Genomic DNA, 25,574 nt, shown 5'->3' with positions numbered 1-25,574 from the left:
GACGTGAAGAGCGAATATATGCTGATTGACAAAATACCAGTTGAAATCAACGAGGAAAAAAACATCCTCGATCTAATACGCAAAGTGGGCATCGAACTGCCCACCTTCTGCTACTACTCCGAACTGTCGGTCTATGGTGCTTGCCGCATGTGCGTAGTCGAAGACAAATGGGGCAGCATTCACGCCGCCTGTTCCACTGTGCCGAAAGCTGGCCTCGAGGTGCGCACCAATACGCCGCGTTTGCGCAAATACCGCAAGATGATTCTGGAGCTTTTGCTCGCCAGTCATTGCTGCGACTGCACCACCTGCCCGAAAAGCGGCAAATGTAAATTGCAGGAACTGGCGCAACGCTTCGGCATTAAACGAGTGCGTTTTGACAATACCTCCGGCGATCCCGATATCGACGACTCTTCTCCCTGCATTACACGCGACAAAAACAAGTGCATCCTGTGCGGCGACTGCGTGCGGGTCTGCGACGAAGTGCAAAATGTCGGCGCAATCGACTTTGCGTTTCGCGGCTCCAACATGCGCGTCAGCCCTGCCTTTGATGAACCGATCGGCGAAACGAATTGCGTTGGCTGTGGCCAGTGCGCAGTCGTCTGTCCGACAGGCGCGATCGTCGTCAAGAGCGATACGCTTGATCTGTGGAAAGAGCTAAGCGATGAAAACACCAAGGTTTTAGTACAAATCGCGCCCGCCGTCCGCGTTGCCATCGGCAGTGAGTTCGGGTTGAATGAAGGCGAAGATGTAATGGGTCGAATCGTAGCATCACTGCGTCGCATCGGTTTTGACGGCGTCTTCGATACTTCTACCGGCGCTGATCTTACCGTACTCGAAGAAACCAAAGAGTTTATGACGCGACTTACTACGGATGGAAAATTGCCGCTCTTTACGTCCTGCTGTCCGGCTTGGGTTCGCTATGTAGAATACAACCACCCGCACCTGCTCGACAACATTTCCAGCTGTCGCTCGCCGATGCAGATGTTCGGCTCGGTCCTCAAAGAACAGTACAAAGATTCCAAACAACGTGTCATCGTCGTCGCCGTCATGCCCTGTACCGCAAAGAAACATGAAGCGACGCGTGATGAATTTAAAGCAGACGGTGTGCCGTACGTCGACTATGTCATCACCTCGAACGGTCTGATTAAAATGATCAAAGAGGCCGGACTCGTGTTTTCCGAGATTGAACCCGAAGCGCTCGACATGCCCTTTGGTACGGTCAGCGGCGCAGGCGTCATCTTCGGCGTGACCGGCGGCGTAACCGAAGCGGTCATCCGCCGCGTCTCTGACGACAAGACCATCGCAGGCCTGCGCAAGATCGCCTTTACCGGTGTTCGAGGCATGAACGGCGTCAAAGAAGCCAGCATTGAGCACGAAGGACGTCAGGTCAACATTGCCGTCGTCAGCGGTCTGAAAAACGCCGACGACCTGATCAAACAAATCGAAAGCGGCGAAAAACAATATGACTTCGTCGAGGTCATGGCCTGCCCCGGCGGCTGCGTCTGCGGTGCCGGACAGCCGGTAACCAGCAGCACTGGTAAGAAAAGTCGCAGCAAAGGCTTGTATGATGCCGACCGGATGAGCAATATCAAGCACGCAGAAGCTAATCCGACACTCGATGCCATTTACAAAAATGTATTGAAGGATAAAGTGCACGAATTGCTGCATGTACATTATCCTCGCCCCTAACCGGATCTACTTAAAGTAAGGAAGCTGTCTCAGGCGATACGAAATTCGACCGCCGAGACAGCTTTTTTATTTTCATGCTTGACAAGCAACACTTTACGTCGCTATAATCAGTACAAACGTATTAAAAAAATAATATCGTCACCGTGTGAAGTTTGCGGAAACTGTTTTTGTCTTCTTTCTTTAGGCAAGCTGTAGACCGCAAATGGACGGAACTCTGGAGAGCCCCTGTTAGCAGGGCGCCGAAGGTGCAAATCGGATACTTTCCGATGAATCTCTCAGGCAAAAGGACAGAGACGCTGATTTACTGCAGATTTAATTTGCAGTAAAACTTTAGTTGTCTTCTTCAGGGTCAAATCGATGATTTGACCTTTTTCTTTTTTCGCTTGGGCCAGTCTAGCCGTCAAAAACGGAAAAAGAAAAGGAGCGAGAACAATGAAAAAAACAAACGCACTTATCCTAACGCTAATCCTGGCATTAAGCGCATTTTTGAGCGGCTGCGGCGCCGTCGGCTCGAATGACATCCGCATCGGCGTCCTCAACGAAATGACAGGCGGCAATGCGACAATGGGCACGTCGGCAGCGAACGGCGCAAAGCTGGCCATTAAGGAAGCCAACGCAAAAGGCGGCGTATTGGGCAAGAAGATCCAGGCCATTTATGCGGACAACAAAAGCGAGCCGTCGGAATCCGCCAATGCGATGACAAAACTGGCTTCGCAGGACAGAGTCGTCGCCGTGACCGGCATCTTCTCCAGTTCCAACGCAATTGCATCTTCCAGCGTCGCTGAAGCGAATAAACTGCCGTTTTTGGCGGTCGGCGCAACCAATCCAAAAGTAACGGTAGATGAGCAAAGCGGCAAGGTAAAAGATTATACCTTTCGCATCTGCTTTATCGATCCGTTCCAGGGAACCGTTGGCGCCAATTTCGTGCTTGACAGTCTGAAGTTAAAAAAGGCCGCGATCCTGGTAGACAGCAGCAGCGATTACAGTAAAGGCTTGGCCTCCTTCTTTAAAGACGCACTCACAAAAGGCGGCGGCAGCGTCGTTGCCGAAGAATCCTATCTGCAAAAAGATCAGGATTTCAAGACCATTTTGACCAAACTCAAGACAATGGATGTGCAGGTCATCTACGTACCGGGCTATTATGAAGAGGTCGGCAAAATCGTCAAGCAAGCGCGTGAAATGGGTCTCATGCAGCCGATCGTCGGCGGTGACGGCTGGGATTCGCCGAAATTGACCGAAATGGGCACTGCAGCGGCTCTGAATAATACTTTTTTCACCAATCACTATTCGCCGGATGACAGCAGCGAAGCTTCCAAATCTTTCGTTGAAATGTACAAAAAAGAATATGGCCAGGCGCCTGACGCAATGGCCGTGCTCAGCTATGATGCGGCTAATGTGTTGATTGATGCGATTAAACGTGCAGACAGCACCGATCCCGATAAAATCCGCCTTGCCTTGGCAGCAACGAAAGACATCCCGACCGTAACCGGTTCGACCAGTCTGAATGCGACGCATGACGCGGTGAAAAACGCCGTGATCATCGAAATGAAAGACGGCAAGCAAGTTTATAAAGCGACGGTAAAACCATAACCGCAAAAGAACTCCGGCAGTGCCGGAGTTCTTTCTATTTTCCGCTTAGCGCTCGCATGCTCTCACAACCCTGTTTCTGCCCTGCTGTTTTGCGCTATACAATGCTTCATCTGCCAGCGCAATCAGCGATAGCGGTGATAAATTTTGGCACGGAACAAGCGAACTTACGCCCAGACTCATCGTAACGATTCCCCCTGGTACCTTTTGATTTTCGAAGCACTTCGCCGCCACGCCTGTTCGAATGTTTTCCGCCACGACAACTGCGCCCGCCAAATCTGTATCCGGCATTACCAGCGCAAACTCTTCACCTCCGTATCGGGCTGCCAGATCCGTCGACCGTTTCATATACTCGGTCAAAATAGAAGCAATGATTTTTAAACAATCGTCACCTTTCAAATGGCCATAACTGTCGTTATAAGACTTAAAAAAATCAATATCCGCCATAATCAGGGCAACAGACGTTTGATTTCGTAAACCTCTATACCATTCACGCATAATATACTCATCAAAATATCTTCGATTCGCAATTCCAGTCAATCCGTCAACAATTGTCAAACGGCGTAATTTTTCATTTGCGGCAACAAGTTTTTGATTAGCAGTAGAAAGTTTTTGCGTCCGTTCGACAACTTTGAACTCCAATTGGTCATGCGCCTGCCGCAGCTCTTCTTCCGCACGCTTGCGATCCGTAATGTCATGCCATATGTAAATAATGCATTCTTCCTCTTCAATTTCAGCCCAATCGGCCGAAAGAAGACCGACTCTTGTCAATCTAGTTTTGGTGCACCACACCGCTTCAATATTAGCAAATGTCTTATCTCGCTTGAAAATCGCATAAACCCGCTCACGTTCCGCTTCACTGAACCACAAGCCAAATTCACGCGACGCATGCTCAATAATTTCCTCGCGTCGATAGCCCAGCAAACGAAAAAAAGCTTCGTTTGCTTCAACATATTTCTCATCACGTAGCCGTACGATACCAATAATGTCGGCAACCCGACTAAAGGCCTTTGAAAATTTTTCCTCCGAAGCGGCTAATAAACTCTCAGCCTGCCTGCGTTCCGTAATTTCTGCGCGCAATTGTGCATTGGCTTCGCTAAGTTCATGCGTTCGTTCCTCTACCCGGTATTCTAAGTTTGCATGCGCTAGCTCGAGCGCGTTCTTTATTTTTTCACGTTCAGCCATTTCTCTCACTAACTTTTCATTTGTCAATCTAATCTCTTCATACGCTTGTTGGAGGCGGGTTTGACCCAGGATTTCATTTTTTAAAAGTAATGCAGCATAATTGAAAAACACCGGTAATTGGTCCTGGTATTCGTTCGCTCCAATATGTAATTTTTCCATTTTAAATACGCCGATAACGTCTATTCCCGCTTTAAGCGGAAACACCCATGTTGCCGCCTTTGGAAATGGAGGGGTCAACATCTTTGTATCACTGAAGTCATGCTCACATTCAATAAACTCGCCGCATGCAAATACTTTTTTCACTTGACTGTCTTCAATCTGCTTCAACCGTTTTCTATTTCCGTATACATCAGCATAATAAATTTGCTCGTCAATCTTGTAATAAATAATAACATTAAGTCCGCCGATATTTTCCATTACGATTTTCAACATATTATTGATTATGTTGTCCAGGCCTGGCGCAGCGCTCATTTCTTTCATTAGATGGACGATTAGTTGGAGATGTGCTTTTTCAACCGCTACTTTCTTCAGCCTATCCTTCAGTGCATTCATATTTTCCTTAAGCGTAACTATTTCATCCAGCATTCTCTCCCCCTCCATCTATATCAACTTTTACTGACCGGAAGAACAATCGTAAATGTCGTTCCTTGGCCTAACTGACTTTCGACTTTAATTTCCCCGCCGTGTTTTTTCACAATATCATAACTGACACTTAATCCAAGCCCCGTACCTTGCCCAATTTCCCTGGTAGTAAAAAAAGGCTCAAATACACGACTGATCACTTCCGGCATCATGCCGCAACCAGTATCCGTAATCGAGACAAAGACATGCTCTTTTTCCGCCCAGGTTTTTATGCGTATTTCTCCTTTGTTCTCGATTGCCTGCAATGCATTTAACAGTAAATTCATAATAACCTGCTTCAGCTGTCCTGAGTTGCAATAGATATAAGGAATATCGCCCCATTCTTTAACCAGAGTCGCCTTAGACTTGATTTCGTTCCAGATAACATTGATCGTACTCTCAATTCCTTCATTAAGGTTCGCCAAGTTATTTTCATCCGTAGTCTTGGCAACCCCTTTTAAGTCTTGAACGATCTTCTTCACACGTTCAGCTCCGTCCAACGAATCTGCAAGAAGCTCTTTCGTATCCTCCCGCAGGTATTCCATCTTTGCCGATTGTCTGATCTTCGCAAGCCGCGCAACAACACTTTGTATTGCCTCCTTCTCATATCCGACTTTGCATATTTCACCTAATTCGTCCACTGCACTGTCCTGAGCAGTTACAGCGTTAAAAATTTCTCGGGTATATTCTTGTAAAGTAGTAAGATTGCTGATGATAAAACCCATCGGATTGTTGATTTCATGCGCAACACCCGCTGCAAGTTGTCCAACTGAAGCCATTTTTTCCTGGTGAACGATTTGCATCTGCGCTTTTTTCAATTCGGCGTAAGCTTCCTGTATCTCATAGCTTTTTACCTGAACCTGTTCTTCCGCTTTTTTCCGTTCCGCAATCTCTTTATGTAATTCCCGATTTGTATTTAGCAGTTTATTATTTATCGCAACAAGCTCTGCGTTCATTGCAAGATGTTCCTCGTTTAGCCCGCTCAGTTCCAGATTCGCATTAAACAATTCTTGCGTCCGCTCTTTCACCTTGACCTCCAGTTGCTTGTGCGCCAATCGCAACTGCTCTTCCGCATATTTCCGCTCGGTTATATCATGCCAAATGAACACGCTGCACCATTGCCCGTCAATTTCCACAATCTCTGCCGAATGCAAACCAATCCGAACTTCACCGGATTTCGTCCGCCAAGCTGTCTCCATGTTTTCATAAAGGTTTTTTCCGCTTAGCGCTTCGTATACGCCGATCCGGTCTGCCTCGTTGCTCCACAGGCCAAATTCACGTGACGTATGACCAATCACTTCCTCTCGTTGATACCCGAGGATACGAAAAAAAGCGGCATTCGCTTCGATATACCGCTCATCACACAAACGTACGATACCAATAGCATCCGCCACTTTCTGAAAAGCTTTGGAAAATTTCTCTTCCGAGGCAAGCAGTGCTGTTTCCGCTTGCTTGCGATCGCTAATTTCCTGGCTCAAATGCTTATTAGTCTTTTTGAGTTCTTGCGTCCGTTCCTCCACTCTACGCTCCAGTCCATTGCGCGCTTCTAATAAATCATTTTGAATCTTTTTCCGTTCATCAATTTCGTTGCGCAGTTGCTCATTAATCTGACTGATTTGCTCATATGCCTTTTGCAATCGAGTGTGTCCTGAAATTTCATTTTTCAGCAACAATGCAGCATACTTAAAAAGCACCGGCAATTGCGCCCTGTATTTCTCTGCCCCGATATGCAGTTTTTCCATTTTTAACACGCCAAAAACAGCTGAATCCACCTTGAGCGGAATTAGCCATGTCGCAGCCTGATCGAACACAGGAGTCAGCATCTTGGTATCGCTAAATTCCTGCTTGCATTCGATGAACTCTCCATCCTTAAAAACGGCCGCCACAAGTTTGTCATCAATATCCGCAACTTCTTTCTTATCACCGTACACATCCGCATAATAGCATTTCTCATCAATCCGGTAATATAAGCTGACATTCAAACCACCGATATTCTCCAACAGCGTTCGCAGCAAATTATCAATTGTACGTTCTAGGCCGGGTACAGCACTCATATCGCTCATAAGATGCGTCATCAATTGCAGATTTGATTTTTCCATCGCCAGTCTTTTCATCCGTTCTTTCAGATGACTCAGTTCATCTTCCGTTCTTGCCCCTTCTTCCGTCATTCCTTTCCCCTCGCTTTTTCGCTATTGCATCACTTACTGCGGCTTCCAATTGATCGAGTGAAACTTCCATGCTGCGAAGCGGCAAGCCCAAACAGCGGCTTATCACTTCCGCCCGCAGCATTACATCGCCGGAGCAAGGCGTCTTGATATATAAAAAATAGTCCTGTTCACTTTGAAATATCTCCCGCGCAATTCGCAAATTTTCTCCAAAAGCCATTTTAATCGCATCATCCCAGCACAAAATCAATGCTTCCAGCAGGAAAAACGCTCTTTGTTCCACTTCCATTCTAAACCGTTCACGACCGAGAATCATTTCCATGCAATTTTGAGCATCGACTCTGACTGCATTCGCTTTTCTTGTTATCTCTTCCATGCAAGGATGACATTCGCCGTAAAAAACAATCAGATCTTCTTTCGCATGTTCATTCAGCACGTTGCTCAACGTTTCCGCCAGCTTATCTATATCCGCATGCAATGTCGCATCCAAAAAAATACTATCCAGAGGCCACTTATTCTTTTTAATCAAATAGGTCATCTCTTTTTCTAAAACTCCACACCCGACCAGCAGATAACGCGCTTCACCTTCCATAGCTGCCAAACTCGTATGCCGCTTCCACCAACGTTTTTATGTTGTCTTCTGGAATGCTGTACGGCATAACCAGCGTACCAAACAAAAACTTCCCCCCCGCCATTCCTGCCTCCATCATACGTTTGACTTCCATTCTGATTTCCGCTCTGGACCAATCAATCAGTTTAATGTCATTGATGACGCCGCCGCATAACGCACGTCCGGCAATAATTTTTTTTCCTTCTGCGATGTCATCGAGCGGGCTTAAATAGTAAGCGCTTATTCCAAGCGTAGAGATCACTTGTTCAATAACCGAATTCATCCGCGCACCGCCGCAGTAATACACTACGCCATCCATTCCTCCCGGTTTCAAATCTTTTTCCATCCAAGCAAGTGAAATATCCTGAAACAATTTCATTGGTACAAAATCCGTCGAACCGAATGGATTCGAATAAACCAAGACATTTGCACCGGCGGCCCGATATGCGGCTATCTCTCTGCGAAAAAACTCACTGCACTTTTCCAGCATCATATCACGCACCTCTACCGGTCCAGTAAGCAGTAAATCCATCCATTTGTCCATGCCCATTAAAATAGCCGGCAGCGTCATTGATGACGTTACATACGCGCAAATCGGATATTTTCCTCCGGCCTCCTTTTTTAAAATCTGAAGACATTTTAACGATTCGGCAAAAGCAGGCTGCGCCGCAATATCCTCCGGGATTTCCAATTTTTCAATGTCCTTATGCGATTTTATAATCATCTCGCCTACATTCGGCGGGCCATTGGATGCAAAGATAATTTTTCTACACCCAAGTAATTCCGCTTCCTTGCCTACATAAAAAAGACTCCAGAGACTATCATAGCCATATTTTTCCCGCATGCGCAGCTGTGCTTCCGCCACATATTCACCTTTGCTATAATATTCTTGAAGAGGCATGCCCAATTCTTTGGCTCCTTGATCCAATAAATTGCAAAATACCGGGATCCGATCCGACCGCTTTCCCTGGACTGCCGCCGCAAGTCGCTCCATTCCGGTAATCATTGTTGCACCTCCCTAATGAGCCTTGTTATTATCTTGCCCGCTGTTATGCCGTTTTCGGCCCATGCATCCGCCTTTACCTTTTTGTACAGATCGTGGTCATAGCGGTACGGCGCTCCCCCCACAACAATTCTTACCCTGCCTTTAAGGCCACATTCGTTTACTAATTGCCGAACCTTACTGCAGCCATTTTCACTTCTGGCCGTATGCACCATCATCGATGCGATCCCGATAACTTCGGCTTTATTTTCAATTGCGGCTTCAACGAATTTTTCTGGAGCAACATTGACTCCCAAATCAATGACCTGAATCATCAATGCCTTCAAGCAACCTCCGACAATTTTTTTCCCCAAACCATGAAAATCGCCTTGCGACGTTCCGAGTACGACACAGCCGACGACTTTGGGTCGTTGTTTAAATTTGTCGAGCATTTCATCCGTAACGGCTGCCGCAATCTTTGCCGTCAAAAAATGTTGCGCGACGCTTGCTTCCTTTGTTTCGCTAATATACTTCGTCATCAGTTCAATAGACGGAATGACGATTTTAAAAATAATGTCTTCCGGCGAAATTCCTTTTTCAACAGCTCGATGAATTACCGCAAAAGCTCGTTCCTGATCCGTATCCAAAATGGCTTCATTATACGCTTCTATCACCGTTTCGATCATCCAAACGCTCCCCCTCTCCTCATTTTGAGAAATCCAAGCATGTTGTGCGTTGAAAACGATGACTTCATCATGCTTCACGGTACAGATTTGCGCATTTTTGCTAAAAGCAGGCAAAACAGTCGCGACCAAAAATTGGACCGCGACTATTTTTAACTCACTATTATTATTTTTTCTTCCGTCAGTTCACGCACACGTTTTATCATCAGCGTTCACCTACAGATTTTTCTTTTATCGTACTACAAATCTCGCCCAACGGTCAACCAATCATTCCCATTAAATACATTATTTCGCATCTACTAGAAAATGATTCGCCTACATCAAAATGGGGCCAACAAATCACATTGATTTGCTGGCCCCATTTTTCTTTTTAACAAAAAAGGTATGAAAGCCCCTCTTTGCACAGTCTCATTTATTTTATCCCACCGCTTTTCGTTTCGCCGCATCGCCGCCCTGCTTCAAACGTTCGCCGATGTAATTGACCAAGTCAATGACGCGACAGGAATAGCCCCATTCGTTGTCATACCAAGCAAGAACCTTTACTTTACGTTCGTCAATGACCATAGTGGACAATCCGTCAACGATTGAAGAGTGCGGATCGCCAAGAAAGTCAACCGAGACAAGCGCTTTATCGCAATAGGACAGAATTCCCTTTAGCGGCCCCTTCGCAGCATCCGCCAAAACCCGGTTTACCTGTTCAGCCGTAATGTCTTTCTGCAGCTCTACAACCAGGTCGGTTAATGAAACATTCACCACAGGAACCCGCAGTGAAATTCCGTTAAGTTTTCCTTTCAACTCAGGGATCACGAGACCGATTGCTTTTGCAGCGCCCGTCGTCGTCGGCACGATTGACTGCACGCAACTGCGTGAACGACGCGGATCTTTATGACTGTTATCCAAACTGCGCTGATCTGTGGTAAAGGCATGCACGGTCGACATTAATCCGTTGACGATGCCAAAATGATCATGCAATACCTTTACAACCGGCGCAAGACAATTGGTCGTACAAGAAGCGTTTGACACCACATGATGCAATGTAGGGTTATAGATTGATTCGTTAACGCCCATAACAAGGGTGGGAATCTGGTCTTTGGCCGGCGCGGTAATGACGACTTTTTTAGCGCCATTTTTAATATGTACGTCGCACTCCTTACCGGAATTAAACTTGCCGGTCGCCTCAATGACGACGTCAACGCCAAGCTTTCCCCAAGGAAGATTGGCAGGATTGCGATCCGACAGATAGGTGATTGAACGCCCGTCAATCCTGATTTCCCGCTCCGTTGCTTCGATGCATTGCGCTAATTTACCATGCACCGAATCATATTTCAGCAGATGCGCGGCTGTTTCGGCGCTGGTCGTGCCGTTGATGGCCACCACTTCTAAATTTTCGTTTTCTAACGAAGCCCTAAGACACATCCGGCCAATGCGGCCCAATCCATTGATTGCTACTTTCGTTTTCATTATTTCTCCTCATTTCTCTAATGATATCGCGTAGCGCAATTAGAATATAAAGCGTTACATTCGAGTTATAGTATAATCCAATTTAAGATAAAAAGTAAGTACTGCGCGCACTTTATTTGTGAAAAAAATAGAAATGTAAGTATTTACGCATAAAAATAAGACAACGGCATTTTGTCCGTCGTCTTACTTCTTCACTCTACTTGTTATTGAACCACCTGCTCTATTTTATCACCATCACCGGGCAAGGCGCATAGGTCACCAACTTGTGCGCCACGCTGCCAAGCAACAGCGAGGCAAAGTTTCCTAAGCCGCGGCTGCCGCAAATCAGCATGTCGGCTTGCACTTCTTTGGCATAGCGAATCAGTTCTTCCGCCGCATCTCCTTCTAAAACGCGATTGCGAATCGTGCAGGATCGGCCGTCGCAAAGAGTTTTGCTCATTTCGTTCAATTGTTTCAGCCATTCGCCGCGTATCTTATCCATGTCAATAACTTGATAGTCCGCTTCCAGAGCTACTACGCCGCTCGCTTCTTGTACCGTTACGATATGGAGCTCCATCGCACTTTGCCCGACGAATTCCATCGTCCAATCCAGTGCCTTCTTGCTGTCCTCCGAACCTTCAAAGGCCAAGACGATTTTTTTCACAGCCATTATGCCAACCCCTTTCGTCACTCTTCTTTAGTTATTTACTTCTCCCACACTGCAAAAACCCCTTTATTTGCCAAACGATAAATTCAATCGACTGCCCTTATCTAAAAAAGAAAGGCCTGCCAGCGCTCGCTGACAGGCTTCTTCGTCTTACCTTTTGACGCAACCTTATAGAACCGCAACCTTATCTTTTACCCATTGCAATCGAGTCAACTCAATATCGCTGGGCACAGTGCAATCCGCGCCGATAATGACGCCGATCTTGCCCGCTTTTGTAATGATCGTCTCCGCAAAAGATTCAATCTCCTCTTTAGTTCCAGAATGCAGCAATTTGCCGGGACGATTATCGAATCCGCCAATGACGGCTTTGTCCGCAAATAGTTTTTTCCCTTCTGTCAGATCAAGATTTTCAATCGTCACAGCCCAGTTTACCGCTTTGGCCTCATAGTCTTGCCAAATCGTAAGATCGTTTTTATTGCCAGCGTAACCGCAGCAATGTAAAATATTGTTTTCGCTCACGGCATTAGCGCGACTCAGTACGCTGCGTTCACTTGGCGTGATATATCGACGGTATTCTTCATAACTTATCTTTCCATTTTCCGGATTTTGCACACTGAGATAAATTCCTTCCGCTCCGGCCTCCGTAACGATCAGTTCCGACAATGTCGCAACATCCTGCGCAATGATTTCCAGCGCATCAGCAACGGCAGCGGCATCCTGTCTGAAATATTCAATGAATTTTTCATTGCCGATTGCAAAGCGCAGCAAGGTGCTCGGTGCAAAGATATTGTAAAATGCGCTTGTGTCGTTCAAAAAACCAACCACCGTCTTTGCCAGTCGCACCTGCCCCTGTATCCATGGATGATCTTTCCCAAGAGGCGTCAGCTTGCGCAAATCCGCTGCGCTGTGCAAAGTTGGATATACTTTGCTTGGATAGAGAAAATAGCCGTCGCTCATAATTTTAACAAAATCCGGATCGGTCGCTTCAATGAATGCTTTGTGTGCCGCAATGTTTTTTTCAATCAGATCCCTTTGTTCCAACCCTTGATAAAACTCTTCTTCCTTTAAAAAATGAAACCAAAAACCTACCGGTACGCGATCTACCTCTTTATTATTGAATGCGTTAAGAAGCCGTTCTCTCTTTAACATATTTCTCCCCCTCATCATACAATCCTCGCTCTTTTTAAATCGAATAACTGAATTCCGGTATGACGCGCCGCAAAAATTGTTTGGTACGTTCTTCGCTCGGCGCGCGAAACAGTTCTTGCGGCGTCCCTTCTTCAACAATGACGCCGTCAGCCATGAATATAACCCGGTTGGCCACATCTTGGGCAAATGACATTTCATGTGTGACAACCAGCATCGTCGTTCCTTCCCGCGCGATTTTTTTCATCACGCCAAGAACTTCGCCGATCAATTCCGGATCGAGCGCCGAGGTCGGTTCGTCGAACAATATGATCTCCGGGTTAAGCGCCACCGCTCTGGCAATGCCTACCCGCTGTTGCTGCCCGCCCGACAGTTGGCTGGGATATGCTTCATATTTTTCCGACAAACCTACCTTATCTAACGCTTTCTTTGCAATTGCATCGGCATCCGCCTGCGCCATCTTCCGTCCCACCGTCAACCCCAGCGTCACATTTTCCAATGCCGTCTTATTATTAAACAAATTGTAGTTTTGAAATACGAAAGCCACTTTTTGCCTGATTTCATGAATTTGTTTTTTCGATGCCGTTTTCAAACTCACGTCAACTGAGCCAAATCTGCCATGACCAGCATCCGCTTTTTCCAAAAAGTTAATGCAACGCAATAATGTAGTCTTACCTGATCCACTGGGACCGAGAACGACGACGACATCGCCCTTTTCGATTTTTAAATCCACGCCTTTTAACACGTCACTGCTGCCAAATCTTTTATGTATATTTGTAATTTCCAACATTGTAATCGCCCCTATTTCCTATGCATTCGTATACTTATAAGCAGTCAGTCGATTCTCATAAAGTTTGAAACCGTATTCCACCAAACTGCATAGAATCAGATAGACCAGAAAAATATCAATGTATGCTTCCACATAGTTATAGCCTACATTAGCGGCAACTTTAGCCCTTAACGTGATTTCCTTCAGCGACATCGCATAGCCGAGTGATGTTCCTTTGATCAAATTGGTGGTGACGGTGCAAATGTTAGGCAGTGCCACCACCAGCAATTGAGGAATCATAATTTCCCGGTATGCCTGTATTTTCGTCAACCCCACGGATTGCGCTGCTTCCAGCTGGCTCTTGCAAACACTGCTTAGGGCCGATCGGAAGACCTCAGCCAATGTCGCAATGCTATTTAACGAAAAGACGATAAAAGCATACCAAATAGGGTTTACATCATAAACGGCCATGTCAATGTTTGCTTCGGTCAGTATTGCAGCCACCAGCGTCGGAACACTGTTATAAATGATAAAAATTTGTACGATCATCGGCGTGCCTCGGACAAAAGAAATATACAACTGCGCCAGTTGATTGAAAATCGGCACGCGATTCGTTCGAGTCAATGCCAAAGCAAAACCTGCGGGAATCGCAATTAACAAGGCTACCGTTGTAACGAGCATTGCGGTCGGCGCTCCAGCCAACGCAATAAAAAAAGTATCCATTAAAAAATTGTAATCCAGCATTGCGTCACCTTCCTATCCCGCCTTAGCCACTTGTGTTCCCTTGCTCAACCTGGTTTCCACCTTGGCGAAAAAATGCTCTGCAAGCAATGAAACTAACCAATAAATAATCGACAAGCCTAAATATGTTTCCAACGCATGCGCATTATAATTGCCTGCAATAATCAGATTCGCTTCTCCCATAACGTCGATCAAGCCTATCGTATAGGCCAGAGAGCCTTCTTTAATCAAAGCCAGAAATGAATTGCCGATGTTCGGCAACGCGATGAAAAACGCTTGCGGTAAAACAATCGTCCGATAGGCTTGCAGATTGCTGAGTCCGACGCTCACGCCCGCTTCAAATTGTCCCTTGTCAACTGCGCCATAGGCCGTTCGGATCACCTCACACATGGCTGCCGCAAATTGCAGCGAAAAGGTAATCACGATAAAGATCAGCTTGTCTACATCGCCCAGATCGATGCCAATCCCGGCTGCAAGTGCCGGAATACCGTAATACGTCAGAAACAGCAACACAATGGACGGCGTGCAGCGCAGCGCTGTCGTATAAGCCGCTGCCGCCGCTTTTGCAGCCGGATTTTTTCCGATTTTCGCAGCCGCCAGGACAAAACCTGCCGCCGTACCAAACAATACCGACAATGCAGTGACCAGGAACGTCACTTGCAAATACGGCACTAACACCGGTATGGCCTCAATGATATATGCCGCATCGAAATATTTTTCCATCGCGTAGTTCAGCCCCACTCTCTTAGCGCTCTACTTTGTCCAACACCTCAAACAGATCTCTGCCGTAAAACTGTTTGCTGAGTTCATTTGTTTTCTTCTCCGCTTTCAACTGTTTGATAGCCTTATCATAGGCATCTGCAAACTCTTCTTCATTCTTATTGAACAACGGCCAGGTCTTAATGACGGCAAATTCATTGTAAACAACATCATTAGCCAGGTTATGATAGATGCCTTTTTCTGCTTTTACCTGATTGTCAAAAACGCCTTCAATAATAACGCCGCCGTTTACACGTCCTTCATTCACCCATTTCACCACATCGACGGTAAACGAATCGCCAGCCTGCAGTTTCACCGGATTGTTCGCATTCTTTTTATTGTATTCATCAATAATCGTATATTGTGCATTGTTGGCCGCAATCGGCGCTAATGTAAAGCCAGCCGAAGCAAAATCCGCTAAGCTCTTGATTTTTTCATTCTCTTTCTTTAACACCAGGCCGGCGCTGCTCAGACCGATAAACTCCTTGGGAAAGACAAATTTTTTGGTCCGTTCTTGCGTCCAAAACGCATTCTTAATCCCAACCTGGTATTTGCCCTGTTCAACACCAAGCAACAAATCATCACTGGTCGTTCCCACAAATTCGAATTCATATTGCGGCAATGCTTTAGCCACCAACTTCATGACTTCTACATCATAACCAGTTGCATGTCCCTTGTCGTCTTTATAGGAAATCGGTTTTGAAGCCTGATCATAGGCAACTTTGACTTTTCTTGTTTTTGCCGTTGAAGCATCTGTTTTCGTCGAACTGCAACCGGCAAATATCGTTGCAGCCATAACTGCGATCAGCCCGGTTACTGCCAATTTAACCATCTTTTTCTTCATGTTCGCTTTCCTCTTTTCCATTTTATTTCCACCTCATCTCTCGATTTTGCCGTAGCCTTTATCCCTCCCTGCTCCGTCTTCATGCAAACAGACGTCCCTGCAACAAATCATCAGACATAAAAAAGGTTAAATCAAGTCCGTTTGGACCCGATTTAACCTTCAGTCATCTGATCAGTTAATGCAGGATATTTAATTTTTCTCATCTTATCATCTTGCAAAGCAAGCGTCAAGTACACTTTATATCCCTCTTCGGCATTTTTTCTATCAATTTGTAACCTTCCGTTTCACCCATAAGTTTATTGCATCATTACAAAAACACTCGCGCTTCTTCTTCGCATTGTGATTTTGTCCGCTTTATCTGTCATTCTTACTTTGCGGCGCTCAAACGCTTAATCAGATCGAGATATTTCGGATATTTTTCTGCCAGTTCCTGGTAGCTGCACAATTGGAAATCCTTATAATCAAAACCAGGCGAGACCATACAGCTGACAAGGCCAAAAGAATCCTTTTCCGCCACTTCAGCGCCAAAAATAGTTCCCGCCGGAACCAGGACTTGCGGCAGTTGACCGTTCGCCACGTCAAGGCCGAGTTTCACGCTGCGCAATACACCTGCCGAATCGATCATATGGATAAGTAGCGGTGAACCATCATGAAAAAACCAAATTTCATCCGACTTTAATTTATGAAACTTCGATACCCCACCTGATTTTAAGAGATAGTAGATTGTCGAGGAAAGAGCTCGTTTTTCATCGCTTTTATTCGCTAAAACCGTTTGACTATTTTTGTACAGTTCTTTAAAATATCCGCCTTCGATATGGCCTTCTAACTGCAATGTATTGATATAGTAATCCGCTGTGAATTTTGCCGTCTTGGCAAAATCCGGCATTTGATTTGCACTCTGTAAATCGCCAGAATTTGCAGCACAAAGCGACACGCTCGAAAACAACACAATCAATGCGCCTAGAAGAATTTTTTTAACCATTTTTACTCACCTTTCTTCCACTAAACTTTTTTATAACATAGCTCCCATTCGATAATGAACGCCGTCTTTTCTCAAATTCTTTCTTCTCCGTTATTTTCCCTGCCCGAAACATTCATTAAACTCATCACATCTACTCTGGTCACGAAAACATTTCGTTTGCTCCTCAAATGCGTTATAATTAAGATATCCAAATAATCCCATCATCGCAAGGCAGGTGAATAACATGAACAATAGCTTTGTTCGTCTTACTGTATTTGCCTTTTTGCTGATCGGCGCCGTAATCGCATTACTGCCGAATCAAAGAGAGAGCGAGCCGTTTTTTGCCCCGCCGGCCGCACCGCCAGCGGAGATTGTCTTCGGCGCTAATCTCGAACTCAGCGGTAAATTTGCCGCCTTGGGCAAAGCCTCTCTGTCCGGCATTCAAATGGCGATTGATGAAATCAATCGCGGCGGCGGCTTGCTCGGCAAGCCTGTTCGCCTGGCAATCGCCGACAACCGTTCCGATGAAACCTCTGCTTCTGCCGTATTTCATCAATTAACGCAACAGGATCATGTCGTCGGCATTATCGGGCCCGTTTATTCAACTACCGCAATCGCTTCGGGAACTTTGGCCGACACCTTTAAAATTCCTTTTATCGCAACGTTGGCAACTAATCCCCGCGTGACTATCGATGACAATGGCCGAGTTCGTCCGTTTGCTTTTCGCATTTGTTTCATCGATTCCTTTCAAGGCACAGCAATGGCCAATTTCGCTCTCACCGCCCTTCAAGCCCGCAGCGCCGCTATTTACATCGATGATTCCGCCTATTACGCTCAAGGCTTAGCCTCTTTTTTTGAGCAAGCGTTTATGCAAAAAGGCGGCCAGATTCTGGCTAAAGCAGGTTACTCTCCCCAAACGAAAGATTTCAAACCAAAACTAGACGAATTGCTCGCTCCATCTCCTGACGTACTGTTCATTCCCGGCTATTATACGGAAGTCGCCAAAATTATTGCACTGGCCCGGAGCAGCGGCTTTAACAAACCCATTATCGGCGGAGACGGCTGGGAAGAACAACTCTTAGTCAACGCAATCGGCCCAGCAGCATTGAATAATACCTTTTACTGCAGTCACTATTCTCCCGGAGACGACAGCCCTGCCATCCAAAACTTTATCAGCAGCTATCAAATCTTTACCAAAGGCAGCGAACCGATTCAGGCCAGCGTAATGGCCTACGATGCGACCATGCTTTTGGCCGATGCCATTCGCCGCGCCGCTGAACCAGACCAGCAAAAAATTCGCGATGCCCTGGCAGCCACAATAAATTTCCCCGCTGTAAGTGGCCTGATCCGCTTTGATAATCATCACAACCCTGAAAAAAATGCCGTCGTTATCGAAATACGCAATGGTAAGGGACAATTCAAGCAACGAATCAGCCCCTGACTCTTGGATTGAACCAGCAAGCGCCTCGATGACACAGATCCTGATCGCTACACAAATATCCCTTTCCTTGGTTGACAACTTTGCACTGGCCATACTATAATGTCCTAAAGTTGCATATGTATGCTGATTGGAAACACCAAAGGCAGGATAGAACCTCTTTATGCAGAGGTTCTATCCTGCTTTATTTTTTTCCATATGCCAAAGGAGGTTAGCCGAATGAAACAGATTTTCACACGTTGTTGTTGTTCTTCCCTTGTCGCAAATTGATTCATTTTAAATAACAGGAGGGTCCAAATATGAACAACACCGTCTATCTTATCGCACATCTGACAGTAGCCATTGCACTGCTTTATTTTTTGTATCGCTTACAAAAACGCCAGGTTTCCTTCGGCTTGCGCATCTTATCCGGTCTTGGACTCGGCATCGCATTCGGCGCAGCGCTTCAACTCATATGGGGTTCCGGCTCGCCATTGATCGGCCAAACGACGCGCTGGCTTGATATTGTCGGCGTCGGTTATGTCCGCCTCTTAAAGCTTCTCGTTATGCCATTGGTGCTCGTTTCGATCAGTACGGCCATCATCAAAATCAAAAATATTCAATTGTTAAGTAAAACTGGTTCATTGATCATCGGTTTACTACTTTTTACCACCGCCATCGCCGGAGCAATCGGCGCCGGTTCGGCACTTGCTTTCGACCTCAACGCTTCTTCACTCTCCTCTGGTGAAGCACAACTGGGCGCGACAAAAAATCTGGAAACCACGTTTGACAAATTCCAGACGAAGCCGCTGCAACTGCAGTTGATCGAGATCATTCCGACGAATCCCTTCCAAGCCCTGACCGGACAAAACAGTACTGACACATTATCCGTAGTTCTTTTGGCAGCATTGCTTGGAATCATCGTCTTAAAACTGCAAGAGCATAACCCTAAGGCAGGTGCTTTTTTGGCACAAAGCATCGAAGCCGCCCATGCCGCAGTTCTACAACTCGTCGATTTCGTCCTAACCTTGTCACCATACGGCGTCTTAATGCTGATGACAAAATTCATTGCCGCCAGTAATCCGACCGAGATATTCAAGTTGGTTCAATTCGTTGCCGCTTCCTATGTTGCGCTACTGGCAATGTTTATCGTTCACCTGCTCTTGGTCTATCTCAGCGGACTGAACCCCCTCTCGTATCTGGAAAAAACCGCTCCTGCTCTTGCCTTCGCTTTTACTTCACGCACCAGCGCAGGCACATTGCCTCTGACGGTGGAGGCGATGACGAAAAAACTCGGCATCAGCGAAGGTCCCGCCAATCTCGCGGCTTCACTTGGCACGAGCATCGGTCAAAATGGTTGCGCGGGAATATATCCGGCCATGCTGGCCGTGATGATTGCCCCCAGTGTCGGCATCAATCCTCTTGAACCCTTGTTCTTATTAAAACTGATCGCGGTTGTCGCTCTCAGTTCCTTCGGCATCGCCGGCGTTGGCGGCGGCGCCACTTTTGCCGCTTTACTCGTTCTATCAACGCTGGGCCTCCCCGTCGGACTCGTCGGGCTGTTAATCGCTATCGAACCCCTGATTGATATGGGTCGTACCGCACTGAACGTTAGCGGCGCAATCACCGTCGGTTGGCTGGTCGAACGCTTCGAACGAAGCAAGCGCCAGACAAGCGCTACCCAGTCCAACTCCTCAAAGTTACCAACGGCTTCCTAACGTAAAGACCAAGAAGCAACCGTTCTTTTTTCACGGTTGCTTCTTCTTTTTCTCTAGCAAAATAATTTTAAAAAATTCTCTTCATTTCTTTTTCCTTTTAATCTTACAACGACAAACTACTTTATATTTCAATTTCTGTTTTAAATACAAGGGTTCCTTTTCCGCCTACTTTAATTTGTACCGGTTCACCTTTTTCAATCGCTACCTCCACATCGACAGTTCCACTGCGAGCAATAGCCTCGCCTTGCATTCCGCGAAACGAAAAAGAGGTATTGTCATGTGCAATCAATTTATGTTTTACCAGATAAGCGCCAAGCGGACCATGCGCATTGCCTGTCACAGGATCTTCGGCAATACCGATGGCCGGAGCAAACATCCGACCGTGCGTTAAAACAGGACTAGGCTGCGAGGCAAAGCAAAAAACATAATAGCCATTACAGCCGATCTCTTTGCTCAATTCACGCAGCATTCCCTGATCCGGCGACAAACGGTTAAGCGTTTGTCTGGACGTAATCCCAACCATTACTTTGGAATGTCCGGTGGAAACAATCTGAATGGGGCAACGTTCATCAACATCCGCTTCGCTTAACGTCAGCGCGTTTAATAATCGCTTACGAACTGCGCCGCGCAGAATCGTTGAAAACTCGACTGCACCTTGCGTCATCCAGATTGTATAATCGTCTTCCTTTACAATATCCACCGGCAAAATACCAATTTGTATTTTTTGCCGCACACGGCTCGTTTCCAGTTTTTTTTCGATAGCCCGAATATAGTGGGCGGCAATAGTGGCATGCCCGCATGACGGCACTTCCATGGTCGGCGTAAAATACCTTAGCTTAACGTCATGGCTATCATCATCAGGCGGAAACAAAAATACCGTCTCCGAATTGTTAAGCTCGCGCGCAATCTGCAACATATCCATCTCTGATAAGCCTTGCGCATCCGTAACCACACCAGCAGGATTTCCTTTAAACTTTTCTGTCGTAAATGCATCAATCTGATAAACCGTATATTTTTTCATGCTCCGTCTCCCGCTCTTTCTATTTTTTCTCTCACTTGCCATAATAGTGGTAAAATAGAGCTAAGTACAATTCAAAATCATAAAGACAGCTATTGAAATCAATAATAGCAACGGGTAGCATCCATTACTTTTGCGAGGTAGCGAATGGACATTAAACATTTGATTACATTTAAAACAATTGCACAACTAGGCAGTTTCACAAAAGCCAGTCAGGTCTTAAACTATTCCCAGTCCACTTTAACGATACACATCCAAACAATCGAAAAAGAATTGGACGGTCGGGTCTTTGACAGAATCGGCAGGCACATTGCGATAACGGCTTTAGGCAACGAACTCTTACCACTTGCGGCTGCAATCATAACAAACTATGAAGAAATCGAAACCTTAAAACGCCCTCACGACAGCGGCAATCAAACCATTACATTAGGCATGCAAGAGTCGGTGGCTCTTTACCGTTTACAACCGCTCATCAGGCGTTTCCAACAAACTCACCCCCAGGTTACGCTCATTCAAGTTTTGGGCCATAAATCCGAATTAACAGAAAAACTTCTCGCATCCGAACTCGACGCAATGTTCGTTATGCAACGCCGCGATGAACAGGCACAGCTTCCAGCAGTGGAATTAGTCGAAGAAAAAATGGGGATTGTCGGCAACCACTCCTCTTTACATTCACTGACTGATTTAGCCGCCGAAACTACCGTATTTATTTATCCCAAAAACGATTGCAGTTATCGAAATATATTTGACAAGTACCTCGGCGGCTATGTAACGAAGCAGACGAACCTGATTGAAGCTTTAAGCATTGAAGCAATAAAAAACAATATCCTTCTGCATCACGGCGTTAGCGTTTTGCCATATAGCACTGTCGCAAGCGAAATTGCCTCGCGCCAACTGCGCTTTTTCGAATTGGATCTGACTGAAAAAGACAAAATCAGCACCCAGTTTCTCTATCATAAAAAGAAATGGCTTTCTCCATTACTTCACGAATTTACTTTTTTCGTTGAAAAAGAGTTGCGCTCTTAAACAAAATTAGCGCTAGTAACAATATTTTTTTGCACACAAAAACAAGATGAGCGAATTTTTCTATTCGCTCACCTTGTTTTTGTTTAAGCATCACACTCTTACTCCGCGTTATTTCCCAAAGACGCGGCTCCGCTGCTTTTGATTTGTCTGCCAAGGCAACCAATCAAATAAAGCAGCAACAATACAGCAATAAGACAGAACACCGCGCCCAGAGCGAAGAGGATCAATTCGCTCTGGTTTTGCGAAAGAAGATTCTCAGGAATCTTGGTAAGCTGCACGGAAAGGCGCAAGGCCGTTCCCGTCAAAATCAGATTAATGCCTACCGAGCCGCATTTCTGGTTCACATATTTTTCACTCTCCGCTAACCAGGAATGTGGCTGACGCAAGAAGATACGCTGCAGTAACTGTCGCTCCTTTAACACTAGGCCTATCCCTAAAAAAAGCGCGGCAATATCATCTTCCTCATCATACATGGCTTTCACATCATTCTCGGGTGAAATGGTCCATCGCAGCAAACTATAAAAAACCTTTAGCGCAACTGCCAAAATCAGCATGCTCAATAGCAGCAATGATCTTTGCCCAAATAGCAGCTGCCCCAGATAATGAATGAAGCATGCAAACACAAGAAAGCCTCCTTTCGCGCACTTTTTCAACCGCACCTCTGACTTACCTCATTATTGCTTTACAGCGTCTTCAGAAGCATACGTCAACGCCAGCATCGTAACGTCATCGAATTGCTCCGCGCCACCGGCAAAGGAAACGACCGCCTGCATCAGCAACGGAATAAACACGTCCGGTTTCCCGCTAGGTTCACTTTGCAGGAGATGTTCTACGCCTTTGGCGGAAAACATCTCTGCCTTGTCATTTTGCGCCTCCGTTACGCCATCGGTATATAAGAGCAGCATATCACCCGGCAGCAATTGACGACATGTCGAGTCGTAGACGCGGTCTTCATCCACCCCCGCCGCCGGTCCGTGGCGTTCACAAAGCAATTTCCATTGGCCGCGCGCATCGCGCAAATACGGCGGATTATGGCCTGCATTGCAATATTTCAATTCTCCGCTCGCCAAATGTAAGATGCCGCAAAACAACGTTACGAACTGAACCGATTCATTCCCCCGGCACAGTCCCTGATTTACGCGGGTCACAATTTCCGCAATATCGTCCTCCCGATCCGCCTGCGCCTTGAAGAGCGTTCGCGTCGCCGCCATCAATAGCGCCGCCGGCATTCCCTTACCTGAAACATCACCGATCATAAAACATAATCGATCTTTATCGAGAAAGAAAAAATCATAAATATCGCCGCCGACTTCTCTGGCCGGTTCCAACAGTCCGTAAATCGCCAGACGACTTTGTTCGGAAAATGGACCGAAATCCTTCGGTACCAAACTCAACTGGATTTCCCTTGCCATGCTCAATTCCGCTTCTAAACGTTCGCGAACCATGCGGTTGCGCCGTTCTTCCCGTAGTGTTGCAACGACAAAGATAAAAATAACCACCATCACGACATTGCCCAGCAGCATCGGCACTAGGATAAAGAACTGCAACTGAATCGCGGCGACTTTATCAACCGCAGCCGCCAGCGCCAAGCAGCGGGCAAACACTTCAAACACTGCAGTAAAGAGAGCCGCCTCTTTCGTTGTAACCACCTTACCGCCGCGAAAATAATAATAACCGCCAGCCGCTGCGCCGGACAAAAAAGCGAGAAAGCTGGCTACTGCCAGATGTTCACCGCCTAATGAATAGCGGATCAGCGCATTCATAGCGCCAACCGTCATCCCCAGCTTCGGCCCGGCCAGCAACCCTGCCAGTATCGCACCGGAATGAATCAGTGCAACGACATTGCCGCCCACTTGTAAACCATTGGCTGCTCCGTACAGAGAAAAGGTGATGAAAACGCCGGCTGCGATCGCCTCTTCACGCAGCGTCCATACGTTATTGAACATATTAACAAAGAACTTGGTTCTAAGCAGCAAATAGGCGACTACCGCCATCACGCAGGATTTTTCCAGCATGTCCAACAACATCACGATAGTTCCTTGCGCATCCAACAAGATTACGATAGTTTCTTGCGCATCCAGCAAGCTGATTCCCCCTTCCACTGAAGAGATTTCTCTGTTCACAGCGTGTCGCTTTGTCGCTTTGCCCGACCTCACACCTTTTAACGCTTATATCAGCGATGCAGTTTCATGACGATCGACTCCAGCCAGGCGTCGGGCAAAAGCCGCTTGCCGATGCGCATCAAACGGTAACGCCAGTCTACGACACAGCGTAGCGGCATTCTTTTGCTTTGCACCATTTTCAGCACGGCTTCCGTCACTGCATGCATTGGAATTCCGTCTTTCTCCGACTCCGCCATCACGGCAACAGCCTTCGTTAAAGGAGCCTGATAAGGAGACTCCTCTTTGTCAAGCAGCGTGACAATATTGCCGGCGCCTTCGGTCTTGATATCCCCCGGTTCCAGCAATGCAACGCAAATGCCAAACGGTTCGACCTCCATCCGTAAACTTTCGGACATCGCAGCCAACGCTGCTTTGCTGGCGCAATACATGCCGAAAAAAGGCACTGCGATAAAGCCCGCCACGGAACCGACATTGATGATCTTGCCGTTACCCTGACGGCGCATCTGCGGCAAAACAGCCCGGCACATGCGTAGCACGCCGAAAAAATTCGTTTCAAACTGCCGCTTCGCTTCTGCCAGACTTGTGTCTTCGACCGCGCCCGCATCGCCATAGCCGGCATTATTAATTAAAACGTCAATGCGCCCTGCGTCCTTCAGCACCTCGCGAACCGCATCCTGCACCGACTCTTCCTCACAAACATCGAGCGTCAGCATCGTCCAGCCCTCTTGCCCCATTTTCGGTTTGCGCGATGTGCCATAGACCCGAAACCCTTCCGCCGTCAGTCGCTCAGCCATCGCCCGTCCGATACCCGACGAAGCGCCGGTGATCAAAACCACTTCTTGTTCTTTCTTCAAGACATTCCTTCCTCTTCTTTCTCCTTGAGCCTGCTCTTATGCAGAAAATCTCAAGTCTTTTACGCCATACGTTTACTTTTCCACTCATACAGCCAAAAACCTGCTGCAAACTAAACGCGGCATATTTTTTCCGCTTGCAGCGCTGCGAATCTTTTCTGCAACATCAAGCTGTCTCTTGACAGGACGCTACAACGAGAGTACAATTAATTCGAAGGTTATCGAATCGTCAAAGGCAGGCAATAACGATGGAAACGAAAAAACTGGCAAAGATTTTCAAAGCGCTTTCCAATCCTAACCGACTGGAGCTGTATCTGAAAATCGCTAAAACACACGAACAACGCTTTGATACCGGCTGCGAATGCTTCGTCAGTGAAATTATCGACAGTCTGAAAATTGGCGCGCCGACCATTTCACATCATATCAAAGAATTAGCCAACGCCGAATTGATCATTACGGAAAAACGCGGCAAGTTTCTAATTTGCCGGATTAATGAAGATCTGGTGCAGGACTTATGCCGGACAATGGCGCTGCAAAATCCAAAGGATTCTTAACGACGCCGCAGGTGCGGT

At 46.6% G+C, this 25,574-nt stretch carries 23 protein-coding genes and 1 riboswitch; of the genes, 6 read left to right on the top strand and 17 right to left on the bottom strand.

Features of this window, described 5'->3' with window-relative positions; translation table 11 throughout:
• Nucleotides 1-3 precede the first annotated feature (3 nt).
• Complete coding sequence (locus tag QTL79_RS09770; protein ID WP_346354785.1) at nt 4-1,689, top strand: [FeFe] hydrogenase, group A; 1,686 nt, start codon at nt 4-6, stop codon at nt 1,687-1,689.
• A gap of 204 nt (nt 1,690-1,893) precedes the next feature.
• Nucleotides 1,894-1,990, top strand: a riboswitch (glycine riboswitch).
• 131 nt (nt 1,991-2,121) lie between these two features.
• On the top strand, nt 2,122-3,279 hold the full coding sequence (locus QTL79_RS09765) for an ABC transporter substrate-binding protein (RefSeq protein WP_346354784.1): 1,158 nt from the start codon (nt 2,122-2,124) through the stop codon (nt 3,277-3,279).
• A gap of 45 nt (nt 3,280-3,324) precedes the next feature.
• On the opposite strand, the gene QTL79_RS09760 is transcribed toward QTL79_RS09765, so the two are convergent.
• The 13 genes from QTL79_RS09760 to QTL79_RS09700 all read right to left on the bottom strand — a co-directional run bounded on the left by QTL79_RS09760 (nt 3,325) and on the right by QTL79_RS09700 (nt 16,870).
• Nucleotides 3,325-5,046: a sensor domain-containing diguanylate cyclase gene (locus QTL79_RS09760; protein WP_346354783.1), complete on the bottom strand. Its 1,722-nt coding sequence runs from the start codon at nt 5,044-5,046 to the stop codon at nt 3,325-3,327.
• A 20-nt stretch (nt 5,047-5,066) separates the two neighbouring features.
• The gene (locus QTL79_RS09755; RefSeq protein WP_346354782.1) at nt 5,067-7,250 is read right to left on the bottom strand and encodes an ATP-binding protein; all 2,184 of its coding nucleotides are present in this window, start codon (nt 7,248-7,250) and stop codon (nt 5,067-5,069) included.
• Entirely contained in the window at nt 7,219-7,839 is a 621-nt protein-coding gene (locus tag QTL79_RS09750) for a DUF1638 domain-containing protein (RefSeq protein WP_346354781.1), read from the bottom strand. The genes QTL79_RS09755 and QTL79_RS09750 overlap by 32 nt, the downstream gene beginning before the upstream one ends.
• Nucleotides 7,829-8,863: a uroporphyrinogen decarboxylase family protein gene (locus QTL79_RS09745; RefSeq protein WP_346354780.1), complete on the bottom strand. Its 1,035-nt coding sequence runs from the start codon at nt 8,861-8,863 to the stop codon at nt 7,829-7,831. The genes QTL79_RS09750 and QTL79_RS09745 overlap by 11 nt, the downstream gene beginning before the upstream one ends.
• A complete protein-coding gene (locus tag QTL79_RS09740; RefSeq protein ID WP_346354779.1) occupies nt 8,860-9,525 on the bottom strand; it encodes a cobalamin B12-binding domain-containing protein in 666 nt (221 codons plus the stop codon). Before QTL79_RS09740 ends, QTL79_RS09745 begins: the two co-directional genes overlap by 4 nt.
• Before the next feature lie 414 nt (nt 9,526-9,939).
• Nucleotides 9,940-10,983: a type I glyceraldehyde-3-phosphate dehydrogenase gene (gene gap / locus QTL79_RS09735; RefSeq protein WP_346354778.1), complete on the bottom strand. Its 1,044-nt coding sequence runs from the start codon at nt 10,981-10,983 to the stop codon at nt 9,940-9,942.
• A 220-nt stretch (nt 10,984-11,203) separates the two neighbouring features.
• On the bottom strand, nt 11,204-11,632 hold the full coding sequence (locus tag QTL79_RS09730; RefSeq protein ID WP_346354777.1) for a universal stress protein: 429 nt from the start codon (nt 11,630-11,632) through the stop codon (nt 11,204-11,206).
• A gap of 165 nt (nt 11,633-11,797) precedes the next feature.
• On the bottom strand, nt 11,798-12,778 hold the full coding sequence (locus tag QTL79_RS09725) for a uroporphyrinogen decarboxylase family protein (RefSeq protein WP_346354776.1): 981 nt from the start codon (nt 12,776-12,778) through the stop codon (nt 11,798-11,800).
• A gap of 34 nt (nt 12,779-12,812) precedes the next feature.
• The gene (locus tag QTL79_RS09720; protein ID WP_346354775.1) at nt 12,813-13,565 is read right to left on the bottom strand and encodes an amino acid ABC transporter ATP-binding protein; all 753 of its coding nucleotides are present in this window, start codon (nt 13,563-13,565) and stop codon (nt 12,813-12,815) included.
• Between the two features lie 18 nt (nt 13,566-13,583).
• Nucleotides 13,584-14,288 (bottom strand): amino acid ABC transporter permease, encoded by a 705-nt coding sequence (locus QTL79_RS09715; RefSeq protein ID WP_346354774.1) that lies wholly within the window; start codon nt 14,286-14,288, stop codon nt 13,584-13,586.
• Between the two features lie 12 nt (nt 14,289-14,300).
• On the bottom strand, nt 14,301-15,026 hold the full coding sequence (locus QTL79_RS09710; protein ID WP_346354773.1) for an amino acid ABC transporter permease: 726 nt from the start codon (nt 15,024-15,026) through the stop codon (nt 14,301-14,303).
• A 4-nt stretch (nt 15,027-15,030) separates the two neighbouring features.
• Nucleotides 15,031-15,909, bottom strand: a complete 879-nt coding sequence (locus QTL79_RS09705) for a transporter substrate-binding domain-containing protein (protein WP_346354772.1) — start codon at nt 15,907-15,909, stop codon at nt 15,031-15,033.
• Between the two features lie 346 nt (nt 15,910-16,255).
• Nucleotides 16,256-16,870: a cupin domain-containing protein gene (locus tag QTL79_RS09700; RefSeq protein WP_346354771.1), complete on the bottom strand. Its 615-nt coding sequence runs from the start codon at nt 16,868-16,870 to the stop codon at nt 16,256-16,258.
• A gap of 223 nt (nt 16,871-17,093) precedes the next feature.
• Here QTL79_RS09700 and QTL79_RS09695 point away from each other — a divergent pair, with 223 nt between their 5' ends.
• Together QTL79_RS09695 and QTL79_RS09690 are read left to right on the top strand one after the other, a co-directional pair.
• On the top strand, nt 17,094-18,290 hold the full coding sequence (locus QTL79_RS09695; protein ID WP_346354770.1) for an ABC transporter substrate-binding protein: 1,197 nt from the start codon (nt 17,094-17,096) through the stop codon (nt 18,288-18,290).
• Between the two features lie 296 nt (nt 18,291-18,586).
• The gene (locus tag QTL79_RS09690) at nt 18,587-19,984 is read left to right on the top strand and encodes an L-cystine transporter (RefSeq protein ID WP_346354769.1); all 1,398 of its coding nucleotides are present in this window, start codon (nt 18,587-18,589) and stop codon (nt 19,982-19,984) included.
• Nucleotides 19,985-20,105: 121 nt separating this feature from the next.
• On the opposite strand, the gene QTL79_RS09685 is transcribed toward QTL79_RS09690, so the two are convergent.
• Nucleotides 20,106-21,005 carry a PhzF family isomerase gene (locus tag QTL79_RS09685; RefSeq protein ID WP_346354768.1) on the bottom strand — a complete coding sequence of 300 codons (900 nt, stop codon included), beginning with the start codon at nt 21,003-21,005 and terminating at the stop codon, nt 20,106-20,108.
• A gap of 144 nt (nt 21,006-21,149) precedes the next feature.
• On the opposite strand from QTL79_RS09685, the gene QTL79_RS09680 reads away from it, so the two are divergent.
• Nucleotides 21,150-22,028: a LysR family transcriptional regulator gene (locus tag QTL79_RS09680; RefSeq protein ID WP_346354767.1), complete on the top strand. Its 879-nt coding sequence runs from the start codon at nt 21,150-21,152 to the stop codon at nt 22,026-22,028.
• A gap of 98 nt (nt 22,029-22,126) precedes the next feature.
• On the opposite strand, the gene QTL79_RS09675 is transcribed toward QTL79_RS09680, so the two are convergent.
• The 3 genes from QTL79_RS09675 to QTL79_RS09665 form a co-directional block, all read right to left on the bottom strand.
• Nucleotides 22,127-22,651 (bottom strand): hypothetical protein, encoded by a 525-nt coding sequence (locus QTL79_RS09675; protein ID WP_346354766.1) that lies wholly within the window; start codon nt 22,649-22,651, stop codon nt 22,127-22,129.
• A 51-nt stretch (nt 22,652-22,702) separates the two neighbouring features.
• Nucleotides 22,703-24,112, bottom strand: a complete 1,410-nt coding sequence (locus QTL79_RS09670) for a PP2C family protein-serine/threonine phosphatase (protein WP_346354765.1) — start codon at nt 24,110-24,112, stop codon at nt 22,703-22,705.
• An 89-nt stretch (nt 24,113-24,201) separates the two neighbouring features.
• Nucleotides 24,202-25,005 (bottom strand): SDR family oxidoreductase, encoded by an 804-nt coding sequence (locus QTL79_RS09665; RefSeq protein ID WP_346354764.1) that lies wholly within the window; start codon nt 25,003-25,005, stop codon nt 24,202-24,204.
• Nucleotides 25,006-25,250: 245 nt separating this feature from the next.
• Between QTL79_RS09665 and QTL79_RS09660 the strand changes: the two genes are divergently transcribed.
• A complete protein-coding gene (locus QTL79_RS09660) occupies nt 25,251-25,556 on the top strand; it encodes an ArsR/SmtB family transcription factor (RefSeq protein WP_346354763.1) in 306 nt (101 codons plus the stop codon).
• Nucleotides 25,557-25,574 lie beyond the last annotated feature (18 nt).

The sequence above is a fragment of the Azotosporobacter soli genome (genome assembly GCF_030542965.1).
Classification (GTDB): Bacteria; Bacillota; Negativicutes; order SG130; family SG130; genus Azotosporobacter; species Azotosporobacter soli.
This window is presented reverse-complemented; position numbering and strand designations above follow the sequence as displayed.